We start from the raw sequence: 11,091 nt of genomic DNA, 5'->3' as shown, positions 1-11,091 counted from the left end.
GGCGGTGATGTAGACGCGCTCGGTGCCGGGCGCGGCGTGCAGGACGGCGTCCAGGATCTCCCCGGGGGTGCGGGCACCGAGGTCGAGGCGCACGGTCTGGTCGCGGACCGCGAGCATCCCGGCCGCCGCGTCCAGGAACACCGTGGAGCGGGCCTGCTGTGTGAAGTTCGGGCGCTTGGAGAGCAGGCCGGTCGTCACGGCCTCGAACCGGGAGCCTGCCGGGCCTTCGGGGAGGGTGGGCAGCTCGCGCGGGCCGGCCTCGACCGCCGGACGTACCGGGGCAGCGACCGAGGCCGCCGGAACGGTCGGCGCGGCGACGGGCGAGGGGGTGGGCTGCTCGAGTACGGCGGCGGGGCGGGTCAGCGCCGGGGCGACGGCGGCGGGTGGCTCGGCAACCGGCGCCGGTTCTGCCGCTTCCTCCGCTTCCGCCACTTCCGCGACGGGCGCCGGGGCGGGCGCGGCGGCGCGGACGGCGGCCGGGGTCGGGTCCAGCAGCGGGGCGATCCGCACGACGTCGCCGACCGACAGGCCCGCGGCCTTCGCGATGGCGTCGGCCTTCGCGCCCTCGTACCCCGCCAGCCCGGCCACCCGTCGCGAACGCTGGGCGGCGAGCCTGTCCAACTCCTTCCGCGCGGCCGCGACCTGCTTCTCGGCGGCCGTGATCCCGGCGCGCAGCTCGCGCAGACCGGCGAGTTCGGCGGTGTACGTCTTGCGGTCCATCAGGCACCGCCTTCCGCGGTGACGGTCGCGGTGGCGAGCTCCGCCGTCTCCCGGTCGATGCGGGCCAGGGCGGCCTTGAAGACGGGGACCAGGTCCTCGTTCATGACGTAGCCCGTCGTGCGCTGGTAGGAGGGGTTCTCGGGGTCGTACTGCGCCTCGACGGGCTGCGGCATCCCGACGGGCCAACGCTTCTTGGCGGCACCCCGGTTGACGGCCTTGGTGATCGCACCGGACCGACCGCGCAGGGACTCCGACCCGTCGGGGCCGCGCAGGTGGCCGGAGGCGACCCAGCCCTCGCCCTCGGCGGCGAGGCGGATGATCTGCACGGCGGTGGCCGGCAGGTCCCGCAGGAGTTGCGCGGCCCTGGTGACGGTCCACTGCGCGTCCTGGAGCACCGGCGCCGCCCCGTGCCTGCCCAGCAGCGCGAAGAGCTCACGCGCCAGGTCCTCGGACACGTCCTCCAGGACGAGTCTCATGTGAACCCCCTCATAGTCCCATGGTGTCGGCTAACTCCACATAGGGTAGCGCTGGGGCGCTTCCCGGCAGCGCGCGACCGGGCAGGTGGCCGCCGGTGAACCGGGCCGGCCCGGCGAGATCGTGGAAGCGCGGGCAGCGGGGGCCCGGGACGGTCTCGCCGCTGACCGTCTCGCCGTTGAGCCGGCAGATGTCGAAGACGTCGGTCTCAGGGGCGCCTGGAATCCTGGCACTTGAGCATGGCGGGCGGGGTGGCGCCGTCGTCGAGGCAGATCCTGACGGTGGAGGCACCGCCGGCAACATCCGCGGGGATTGCGGCGTTGTAGTTCTCGCTTGCGCCGCAGACGACGCCGGTGTGAATGCTGCCCAGTTCGCCGCCGGAGGCGGAGTAGCTCGTCGCCGTGGTGTCCCGACAGCCGGACGAGTCCTCGGACTTGCCTTGCCCGCTCAGGCCGACCGAGCGGTTGTACCAGGTCAGGGTGCCCTTCGTGGAGGTGTTTCCGTAGATGATGTCGAAGTCGGTGGTCGGGAAGGCGGCAGGAGGCGCGGCGGCGGGCGACGACCGGCGGGCCTCGTCCGCCCCGCCGGTCGTCGCCGTCGGGGCGAGCAGGCGATGGACCAGCAGCCCGCCCGCGACCACCCCGGCCAGGGCCGCCGTCGCCCCCGCCACCCAGGCGACCCGGTGCCGGGGCCGGCCCGCCGCCGGGGCCGCCGACGGCTCCCCGGCCCCGGCGGCCACCACCGCCTCACCCACGGCCTCTCCTGCCGCCACCGCGACCGCCGCCACCGGCACCGGGGCCGCCACTTTGGCGGATGCCGCCCCCGCCCGCAGCTCCTCGTCCACCCGCGCGCGCAGGGCGAGCGCCTGGTCGAGGTCCCCCTCCGCCAGCCGGTAACAGGACCAGAGCGCGCGGACTGCCGCCTCCGGCGCCGGGTGCCGGCCGTCCGGGCTCTCGTAGCGGGAGACGGTGGTCTGGGCGATGTTGAGCCGCCGGGCCACCGTCTTCTGCGGCAGTTCCCCCGCGCGGGCCCGCCACTCGCGCAGCGTCCGCGCCAGCTCCACCCGCGCCGACGCCCCGTCCCCGACGCCCTCCGCCTCCGGCCCGGTGACTCCCCTGTCCGGCATCCGTCCGCTCCCCTCTTCTTCGGCCCGTGCATATCCGCAGCTCGGAGCGCACGCATACCCGACTGCATACGAATGAGTAACCATCTGATCGCGCAGCGTAGGAGTCGGCGGCCCGGCCGTGCAACGCTGACGACCAGCCGGTGAAACCCCCGGCGAATCCCACCCCCTCCCGTACCCGGGCATTCGTATGCCGCCCCGGGGCACGGGATGCACTCGAAGGAGTCACCGATGTACCCGACCCGTCACCTCACGCTCCCCACCCTCAAGCAGCGCACGGGCCGCGCCGTCGCCCTCGCCGTGCTGACGGCGGCCGCGCTCACCGGGACCGGCGCGGCGGACGCGCTCGCCCTCCCGGCGACCCCGCCCGCCGCCGGCTCCACCGCCACCGCCGACAGCAGCGCCACCGCCACCGTCACCGGCGGGACCACTGCCGACGCCGACGCCCTGCGCGAGGGTGCCGCGGCGCCGGCGGCAGCCACCCTGCGGGACCGGATCGCGGCGGCGGCGCGCGGTCAGATCGGGGTCACCGAGAGCGACTCGGCCTGCCAGAAGTACCTCACCGGAAAGGGCCAGACCTGCCGCAACACCTCCTGGTGCGCGGCGTTCGCCGAGTGGACCTGGCGGCACGCCGGGGTGAAGAGCGTCCCGACCACCCTGCTCGGGCGCGGGGTCGGCAAGTGGGGGCAGGAGCACCACCTGTTCCACACCGGCTCGCCGAAGCCCGGCGACCTCGTCGTCTACGGCCCGCCGGCCTACGAGCAGGGCGGCCACGTGGGCGTGGTGGTCTCGGTGAACCGTGACGGCACCCTGGACACCGTCGAGGGCAACGTCAGCAACAAGGTAGCCCACCGCCACATCGACCCGCGTACCGCCAAGGGCGGCGTCAAGAAGTGGAAGATCTCCGGCTACGTGACCCCGCCCGGCGCCTGATCCCCACCTCCGCGCCCCGGCCCGGGGCCGCGTCCTCCGTGGGGTGGAGGGGCGGCCCCGGGCCGGGGGGTTCGCGGGCGGTGCGGCTGGGGGCGGGGCCCCGGGCCCGGTCACGGTGTACGTCCTGGCGACCAAGCCGTAGCGTTCCGGGGGCAGTTGTCGATCCCTGCTCTCCGGTTCGACGCGGGGCCGCGCACCTTGGCGGACGTCCGGGGGGGCGTGCCCGGTGCGGGAACTCCCGGTCGCGCGGGCCGTCTTGGGCACGGTCGGCATATCGGGGCGAGGTGGTGGACAGCTTTACTCCCGTACCACCCTCATGTGCCTGCCCGGCCGTCACTCTGCTGTCGGGCGGGTCCCCCACCCTGATGATGCGGAGACCACATGGCTCGACGACGTTCCTTGCCCCGGCTCGGCCTGGCCGTCCCGGTCGCGCTGGCGCTGACCGCCTCGCTCGGCTTCCTTCCCGCCTCGGCCTCGGCGGCGCCCCGAATACCATCCGCCGCGCAGGCCGAGGACGCGCACACCCTGTCGTACGTCGTCAACACCAGGACCGACCACCGCACGATCGCCGAGGTGCAGCGGGCCATCACCGCGGCCGGCGGCACCGTCGTCGTCACGTACGACGGGATCGGCGTCATCGTCGCCCACTCGGCGGACCCCGGCTTCGGCGGGCGGCTGCGCGCGGTGCGCGGCGTGGAGTCGGCGGGTGCCACGCGGACCGCGCCGCTGAGCGCGGCGGGGACCACCGAGGCGGGTGCCGTACGGCGCCTGTCCGAGGCCGAGGTGGCGACGATCGCGAAGGCGTCCGGCAGCGGCACAGAACCCCTCGAAGCCGAGCAGTGGGCCCTGCGGGCGATCGGCGCGGACAAGGCCGCGGAGATCAACCCGGGCAGCAGGGACGTCACGGTCGCCGTCATCGACACCGGCGTCGACGACACCCACCCGGACCTCGCCCCGAACTTCTCCCCCTCGCAGTCCGCGAACTGCGCCAGCGGCAAGGCCGACACCACGTACGGCTCCTGGCGGCCGGTGGACGCGAACTACTTCCACGGCACGCACGTGGCGGGCACGATCGCCGCCGCCCGCAACGGCGTCGGCGTCGCGGGCGTGGCACCCGGGGTGAAGGTCTCCGGCATCACCGTCTCCCAGCCCACCCCGCGCCAGCTGATCTACGCCGAGAGCGTCGTCTGCGCCTTCGTGTTCGCCGCCGACCACGGCGTGCAGATCACCAACAACAGCTACTACGTGGACCCGTGGCAGTACAACTGCCTGGACGACCCCGACCAGAAGGCCATCGTCGACGCGGTCAACCGCGCCCAGCTCTACGCGCAGCGCAAGGGCACCCTCAACGTCGCCGGGGCCGGCAACGCCAACCACGACCTGGCCTCCGACGGCTTCACCGACGGCGGCAGCCCCAACGACTCCACCCCGGCAAGCCGGACGGTCGACCCGCACCGATGCTGGGACCTGCCCGCGCAACTGCCGGGCGTCGTCACGGTCAGCGCGACCGGCGCCAAGGGCGCGAAGGCGTACTACTCCAACTACGGACTCGGCGTGATCGACGTCGCCGCGCCGGGCGGCGACCAGTACCAGGCCTCGGACACACCGTCCAAGGAAGGCGGCATCCTGTCGACGCTGCCGGACAACCAGTACGGCTACGAGCAGGGCACCTCCATGGCCACTCCCCACGCCTCCGGTGTGGCCGCGCTGCTGAAGTCCGCCCACCCGGAGGCGACCCCGGCCCAGTTGCAGGCACTGCTCAAGGCCCAGGCGGACAACCCGGGCTGCCCGGCCGGTCCGAACGGCGACGGCGCCGCGGACCCCGTCTGCGCGGGCGGCAAGCGCGTCAACGGCTTCTACGGCTTCGGCATCGTCAACGCGCTGCGCGCGGTCGAGTAGCGGTCGAGTAGCCGGCACCGCACCCGTCCCGTGCCCGAACGCGCTGACGCCCCCGGCTGTCCAGGCCGGGGGCGTCAGCGTTCGCGGCACGCCGGGTGCGCGCCACGCCCCACAGGTCGGGCGGTAGGCCCCGGGACCTTTCGGGCGGGTACGGGCATTGAACGTCAACTACGCTGCTGTCACCATCAGTTGGCCGATGCAGGACCGGTCCGCCGAGCGGGCGCGGATACGGGGAGGGAGGCGGCGAGGGTGCGGACGGCAACACGGATCGCGGCGGCGGTACTGGCGGTGGCGCTCCTGGCCGGAGCCGCGGCGCTGACCTGGACGCTGACCGCGGAGCGGATGAGCGCGGCCATGGGGCTGGGCCCGCCGGACGGCGTCGTCGTGGTGGAGGACTGCTACGAGGTGTCCGACAGCGAGGGCTACAACGACGGCACCAACTGCAAGGGCAGCTTCACCCCCGCCGGCGGCGGCGCGGACCAGGCCCGGCCCATCGTGGTACAGGACACGAGCGGAAAACACCGGGCCGGCACCCGGCTGCCGGTACGGCTGGCCAAGGGCGTGGCCCACGAACCGTCGGCGTCACCCGCCATCAAGTACGGCATCGCCGCCGCCATGATCCTCGTCCTGGGCACCGTGTCGGCCGGCTGGCTGCTGACGACCGCCTGGCGCGGCCACGCCCCGGAGGGCAGCATCCTGCTCACCAGCGCCGGCGTCGGGCTCATGGCCGTAACGGTCCTGGGTATCGCCGCCGGCCTGCTCGCCGGAATCGTCGCCCTGTTCCTCTGAGCCGGATCGGCAGCCCGTCATGCGGCAACCGCTCGCTGCCGCGACTCGGGCGGGCACGTCATCGGTGCGGCCACGACCGAGGCCCCCTTCATCCGACGGTCCCGCTCCGACAGCGATCGAGACGTCAGTCGCCATCGACACCGGCACGCCGGCGCAACGGGGGGACGACGAGCGAGAGAGCACCGATGGCAAGCAGGACCAGAGCTTGTATCGACGCGGTAACTGATCTGGCGTCGTGCAGTGGCCAGGCCCAGATGCCGGGCCTGTTGTGCACCAGACCGAAGGAGGCGCACAGGAAGGGGAACAGCGCAGTGGCCGCCGTGGCGACTCGCCCTCCCGCGAGCCAGCGGATGATGAGGGCGAGGCCGAGGTAGCCGGCGAAGTCGCGGGCCAGGGCGGTGGCGGCGCTGCCCGCGCCCGCCGTGGATGCCACGACGGCGGCCAGCGCGCAGACCACGACACATGCGGCCATGAAGACCGCGTCCCATCCGCCCACGGCGCGGACCGCGACGCGCTCCGCGACAGCGTCGGCACGGGCCTGGCCCTCCAGGATCAGACAGACGGGAACCAGCGGAAGGAGCGAGGACATGGGCAGGTCGAACGTCAGCCCGCCGATCACCACCGGGATGGGGACCATCACGGAGTCGGCGCCGCTGCCCAGCAGGATGCAGGAGAGCAGGCCGACGGCGACGGCGGGAACGTACCTGATGCGCAGCCACCAGATCATCGGGCCGCCTGGAAGGAGGGCGCGCCCGGCTGATGGTACTGCGTGGGGTCCAGGACCGGCTTGACGTCGCAGCGACCCAATGTGTCCGCGTTCTTCCGGAACCACGCGAGCTGTTCACCCTGCGGGAGTGTCATGACCTGACGGGCGATCTGCACCTCCTGTGGCCGGTAGCTGCCTTCGACCGTCCTGGGGGTGACTCCGGCCGTGAGCTTCAGCCAGGACGACAGTGGGGCGACCGCCTCCACGCCGGGCCAGCGGGCGAACGACTCCTTGGCGCAGTCGGGAGCCCCGTTGGGGATGTACCCCAGCGCGACGAGTGATTGCACCTCGTCCTTGCCGGGCCGGGCGGATAACGGCGCCACCGTCAAGGGCTGTGCCAGACCAACGGCTTGGAGACGCTGGTGGGCCTCGACCGCCCAGTCGGTGATGCTGGTGGCGTCGGCCCGCTGCTCGGGCCACAGGCACACCCGTGGCGCCGCCGTGGTGCAGGTCTGCTCGCTTTCCGGACGTGCTTGCGCCGCACGGTATCCGAGAGGTGCCGCGATCCCCGCCCCTGCCGTCGCCGTGGCCGCCAGTGCCAGGACGGCGGTCAGCCGGTAGTTCCCGCGCAGCCTCGTCCAGATCCAGGCGGCGACCACCATCCCGACAGCCACGACGGTCGGCGCGAGGACCGCCCGGGTGGCCGGCAGTTGGTCCAGCGCGCAGCACTCGGTGAGGTTGCGGCCGTTGAGCTGGCGGACCCAGAAGGCGTCGAGGGTCGACGGGTAGGCCATCCAGAGGAAGCTGGCGATGAGGGTCAGGGGCACGGCGAGCAGCCGCGGCAGGACATGTCCGAGTACGTAGCCGGCCACGGTGTGCGCGAGGACGACCAGCAGTTCCAGGAGGATGACGACGGGGGTGGACCAGCCCGGAACCCCACCGGCCTGCGGAACGAACAAGGCCAGGGCGGCCAGGACGGAGACCGTGCCGAGGGCCAGGGTCGGGGCCAGAACGGAGAGGGCGATGGCGGTGGCGGAACGGGCGGGTGCCGTACCGAGGACCGCGGACCGGCGCACCTTGAGGCCTTCCCAGGCCCCGCAGGCCGCGACGGCGGGTGCGGTGAAGCTGAGCAGGAAGCTGCTCTGGGCGGTGACGGAAGGCCAGTAGCCGTCGGTGATCCAGCCGGTCATTCTGCCGCTGTACATCGTGATCCACACGAGCAGGACGGGCATGGCCCGCACGGCTGACGAGATCCGGAAGATGGTGCGCCAGGGCACGGTCACACCTCCCCGGTGACGATGCCGGCATAGGCGGTCTCGGCACGCCGTTCCGCGGGGACACCGCGCGGCGCGAGCGTCAGGAAGGAATCGATGGGCCCTTGATGACGCACCTTTCCCTGGTCGAGGACGACGACCGAGTCGTAGGTCTCGGCCAGGTCCTCGGTCTGATGAGTGGAGACGACGAAACTCGTGAGGTGGCGCAGCTCGCCGATCAGTTCCCGGAAGACTCCGCGCTGGACCGGGTCGAGTCCCGCCGTGGGCTCGTCCAGGAGCACGACCTGGGCGTCGTGTACCAGGGTCTGGGCGATCCCCAACCGTCGTAACTGTCCACCGGAGAGTTCCCCGCTGCGCCGGTCCGCGAGCGAGGTGAGCCCGACCTTCTCGATGGCCTGCCGGGACCGCTCCCAGGCCTCGCTCCGCGACATGCCCTTGAGCCAGCCCGCGTAGGCCGCCTGTTCCCGCACTCGCAGGCCGGGCACCGGCCGCACGTGCTGAGGGAGCCAGCCGACCTTCCGACGGTAGGCCTTGAGGTCCTTGGAACTGCTCGTGTCCAACCCGTCAAGGGTGATGCGACCGGCCTCCGGCCTGAGAGCGGAGGCGATCAGGCCCAGCAGGGTCGACTTGCCGGCGCCGTTCGGGCCGAGCAGCACGCTGCACCCTTCTCCCAGGCGGAGGCTGAAGGAGTCCAGGACCCGGGAGCCCTTGCGGTAGCCGAAGGAGCAGTCAGTTACTTGAACAGGCATGATCACCGATCCGCTTTGCATTCTGAGCTGGTGAGAGATGTGGCGCCGCGTCACCCGGACGCTTTCCCACAGACACGTGCAGCATCGGCTATCCCACTGCACGCCGGTCCGGGCGGTTGACACAGCCGGGGCATCCATGCGGGCGCCGGCACGTGTCGGAGCGTTCCTCCCCGGAGATGGCGACGGAAGCATGCTCACATCCGTTGATCTGCACCATCTTCCTTCTGGAGGGCTCTGCCGCGAGGCCTGCTACGAAAGTTCGGATCCGATGATGCCGTACAGATCGGCGAGGGGCCCGGCTTCGGCCGGTGGTGCGGAACCGGGGCCCCGGGCGCGGGCGTCCGTCCTTCTCGACGGCGGCCGGTGATCATGGCTGCCGGCCGCCGCCCTGGAAGGAGCACCGTGACGGACCGTACGTCGAAGAGCGCGTCGCCCGCCGGCCGGAGCCGTTGGCGGCTCGCCGCGCTGGTCGGGTGCGGGGTGCTGCTGCTGGGCCCGGCCGCACTCGCGGTGGTGCGGCTGCTCGGGTGGGACGACGGCACGGTGCTGGCCCTGCCGATGGCCGGGCTGCCGTACGCGGCGCTGCTCAGCGTGCTGCTGCTGGCGGTGGTGGCGGTGCTGCGCGCACGGTGGCTGACCGGGGTCGCGGCCGCGCTGGTGGTGCTGCAACTGTGGTGGCTGGTGCCCCGGTTCGTCCCGGACGGGGCCGGCGCGCCCGCCGACGCGCCCCGGCTGCGGGTGGCGACCAGCAACAACTTCATGGGGCAGGTCTCGCCGAAGTCCCTGGTCGACCTGGTGCGCGAGCAGCGGATCGACGTGCTCGCGGTCGAGGAGCAGAGCGACTCCGCCGCCGACGCCCTGGACGCGGCCGGCATCCGCACCCTGCTGCCCCACCGGGAGCGGCCGGCCGGCACCGACACCGCGCTCTACACCCGGCTGCCCGTCGGCTCCGCCGCCGACCCGGCCTGGCCGACCACCAACCTGACCGTCGACGTCGGCGGCCGCCCGGTGCAGCTCGTCGCCGTCCACACCTACTACCCGCTCGGCGACGCCCGCCGCTGGGCCGAGGACCTGCACGGCCTGCGCGCCGCCGCGCCCGGACGCAACCACAACGCGGTCCTGCTGGGCGACTTCAACGCCACCCTCGACCACAAGCCGATGCGCGACCTGATCGGCACCGGCCTGACCGACACCCACGAGGAGCTCGGCGCGGGCCTCTTCCCCACCTGGCCCCAGGACCACCCCGACTACCGCGTCCCGGCCGTGATCCAGATCGACCACGTCCTGCACGGGCCCGCGCTCACCGCCGTCGACGTCTCCGAGCACGCCCTGCCGCGCAGCGACCACCGGGCCGTGGTGGCCGAACTCGCCGTCCTGCGCTGAACGCCGAACCCGGGCAGCCGGCGGTACGGAACGCCCCGCACCACTGCCCCGGGGTCACCGACCAGCCGCCGGAGCGGGAACCACCGCCCCGCGCGCGATGCGGGCGCGGCCGTCGGGCGGCAGGACGACGAGGTACTGCCGGTCGGCGTCCTCCACCCGGGCCAACGTGACGGACCTGCCGACCGCCGCGAGCGCCTCGGCGGCCGGACCGGCCTCCTCCGTCATCAGATCGAGCCGGGCGTGGGACTGGAGGTCCGTTGTCGGGCCGGTGATCCAGATCGCGATCGACGCACCCCGGCGCAGCGCGGCGAGCAGGTCCGTGCGCAGTGGCGCGTCGTCGGCGTCCCGCAGGAGCAGGTCGTGCAGGCGTTCCTGTCCGCACGGCCGGGACGGCGCGGCCTCGGCAAGCGCCCGGCACTTGTGGCACGAGCCCGGGTACTGCGGCTCGAAGAGGTTCAGGAAGCGCCTCAGGTACCGGCCGCGGATCCCGCACAGGGTGCGGCCCGTGCCCCCGGCGTGCTGGACACCGGGCACGCCCAAGACCCCGACCGCGGGATAGTCGGCCGGCTCGCACGCGCCGGCGAACGACCAGGTGGGGCCCGAGGCGCCACTGTCGGGAGTGTCGATCATGCGGAGCAGCATGGCACGCCCGGGACCGCCCGTTCCCGCGCGCCCACCGCGAACTCCGGTCGGCCGTCCCGAAGGGCGCGTTCCACCCGGCCGAGCCGGCCCCCTGCGGCCTCGGGTGCGTCGAGGACAACAGCTGCGCGGGGACGTCGGCGGCCCAGGTGAACACCGAGACCGGGAACCGGGTGTCGCAGTACTGGTTGCTGCTGGGCTTCCCCGGAATCCGTCCCGCCCGCCAGCACTGCCCGGCGGTTCGGGACGCTGGAACGGCGACATGTGCCCTGAGCTGCGCGTTCGGCGGCGCCTGGAAAGCCGCGGCGGAACGAGCAGGGCACTGGAACGGGTTCCGGGACCGGGGAATTCACGGAACTGGCGCACGGGCCGACGGACCGTCCCGTCGCCCGCGCACGGCCG

10 protein-coding genes and 1 pseudogene are annotated in these 11,091 nt (G+C 73.2%); 4 read left to right on the top strand and 7 right to left on the bottom strand.

The window, feature by feature from the left end; translation table 11 throughout:
* The 3 genes and pseudogenes from AMK13_RS33545 to AMK13_RS33530 form a co-directional block, all read right to left on the bottom strand.
* Window positions 1-720, bottom strand: a pseudogene (locus AMK13_RS33545) (hypothetical protein); the annotation flags it as partial.
* Window positions 720-1,196 (bottom strand): hypothetical protein, encoded by a 477-nt coding sequence (locus AMK13_RS33540; protein ID WP_074005426.1) that lies wholly within the window; start codon window positions 1,194-1,196, stop codon window positions 720-722. The pseudogene AMK13_RS33545 and the gene AMK13_RS33540, both read right to left, overlap by 1 nt.
* Window positions 1,197-1,402: 206 nt before the next feature.
* Window positions 1,403-2,320: a helix-turn-helix domain-containing protein gene (locus tag AMK13_RS33530; RefSeq protein WP_074005424.1), complete on the bottom strand. Its 918-nt coding sequence runs from the start codon at window positions 2,318-2,320 to the stop codon at window positions 1,403-1,405.
* A gap of 228 nt (window positions 2,321-2,548) precedes the next feature.
* Here AMK13_RS33530 and AMK13_RS33525 point away from each other — a divergent pair, with 228 nt between their 5' ends.
* The 3 genes from AMK13_RS33525 (at window position 2,549) to AMK13_RS33515 (ending at window position 5,938) form a co-directional block, all read left to right on the top strand.
* Window positions 2,549-3,250 (top strand): CHAP domain-containing protein, encoded by a 702-nt coding sequence (locus AMK13_RS33525; RefSeq protein WP_074005423.1) that lies wholly within the window; start codon window positions 2,549-2,551, stop codon window positions 3,248-3,250.
* Between the two features lie 381 nt (window positions 3,251-3,631).
* On the top strand, window positions 3,632-5,149 hold the full coding sequence (locus AMK13_RS33520) for a S8 family serine peptidase (RefSeq protein ID WP_074005422.1): 1,518 nt from the start codon (window positions 3,632-3,634) through the stop codon (window positions 5,147-5,149).
* A 249-nt stretch (window positions 5,150-5,398) separates the two neighbouring features.
* Window positions 5,399-5,938, top strand: a complete 540-nt coding sequence (locus tag AMK13_RS33515; RefSeq protein WP_143204700.1) for a hypothetical protein — start codon at window positions 5,399-5,401, stop codon at window positions 5,936-5,938.
* A gap of 124 nt (window positions 5,939-6,062) precedes the next feature.
* On the opposite strand, the gene AMK13_RS33510 is transcribed toward AMK13_RS33515, so the two are convergent.
* The 3 genes from AMK13_RS33510 to AMK13_RS33500 are packed head-to-tail and all read right to left on the bottom strand — an operon-like array spanning window position 6,063 to window position 8,667.
* The gene (locus tag AMK13_RS33510; RefSeq protein ID WP_074005420.1) at window positions 6,063-6,665 is read right to left on the bottom strand and encodes a hypothetical protein; all 603 of its coding nucleotides are present in this window, start codon (window positions 6,663-6,665) and stop codon (window positions 6,063-6,065) included.
* Complete coding sequence (locus AMK13_RS33505; protein ID WP_074005419.1) at window positions 6,662-7,921, bottom strand: DUF7224 domain-containing protein; 1,260 nt, start codon at window positions 7,919-7,921, stop codon at window positions 6,662-6,664. The genes AMK13_RS33510 and AMK13_RS33505 overlap by 4 nt, the downstream gene beginning before the upstream one ends.
* 2 nt (window positions 7,922-7,923) lie before the next feature.
* A complete protein-coding gene (locus AMK13_RS33500; RefSeq protein WP_074005441.1) occupies window positions 7,924-8,667 on the bottom strand; it encodes an ATP-binding cassette domain-containing protein in 744 nt (247 codons plus the stop codon).
* A gap of 402 nt (window positions 8,668-9,069) precedes the next feature.
* Here AMK13_RS33500 and AMK13_RS33495 point away from each other — a divergent pair, with 402 nt between their 5' ends.
* Complete coding sequence (locus AMK13_RS33495) at window positions 9,070-10,050, top strand: endonuclease/exonuclease/phosphatase family protein (RefSeq protein ID WP_074005418.1); 981 nt, start codon at window positions 9,070-9,072, stop codon at window positions 10,048-10,050.
* Between the two features lie 54 nt (window positions 10,051-10,104).
* Here AMK13_RS33495 and AMK13_RS33490 read toward each other — a convergent pair whose 3' ends face one another.
* Complete coding sequence (locus tag AMK13_RS33490) at window positions 10,105-10,680, bottom strand: hypothetical protein (RefSeq protein WP_143204699.1); 576 nt, start codon at window positions 10,678-10,680, stop codon at window positions 10,105-10,107.
* Window positions 10,681-11,091: the final 411 nt, after the last annotated feature.

Origin of the sequence: Streptomyces sp. CB02056, assembly GCF_001905545.1 — a bacterium.
In the GTDB taxonomy this organism is placed as follows: domain Bacteria; phylum Actinomycetota; class Actinomycetes; order Streptomycetales; family Streptomycetaceae; genus Kitasatospora.
Note: the sequence above shows the minus strand (reverse complement) of the source record. Positions and strands in the feature narration are given on the sequence as shown.

Bases quoted from the DNA above. Each gene is read 5' to 3' on its own strand.
- AMK13_RS33540 (WP_074005426.1), bottom strand. From the start codon at position 1,196: ATGAGACTCGTCCTGGAGGACGTGTCCGAGGACCTGGCGCGTGAGCTC.
- AMK13_RS33530 (WP_074005424.1), bottom strand. From the start codon at position 2,320: ATGCCGGACAGGGGAGTCACCGGGCCGGAGGCGGAGGGCGTCGGGGAC.
- AMK13_RS33525 (WP_074005423.1), top strand. From the start codon at position 2,549: ATGTACCCGACCCGTCACCTCACGCTCCCCACCCTCAAGCAGCGCACG.
- AMK13_RS33520 (WP_074005422.1), top strand. From the start codon at position 3,632: ATGGCTCGACGACGTTCCTTGCCCCGGCTCGGCCTGGCCGTCCCGGTC.
- AMK13_RS33510 (WP_074005420.1), bottom strand. From the start codon at position 6,665: ATGATCTGGTGGCTGCGCATCAGGTACGTTCCCGCCGTCGCCGTCGGC.
- AMK13_RS33500 (WP_074005441.1), bottom strand. From the start codon at position 8,667: ATGCCTGTTCAAGTAACTGACTGCTCCTTCGGCTACCGCAAGGGCTCC.
- AMK13_RS33490 (WP_143204699.1), bottom strand. From the start codon at position 10,680: ATGATCGACACTCCCGACAGTGGCGCCTCGGGCCCCACCTGGTCGTTC.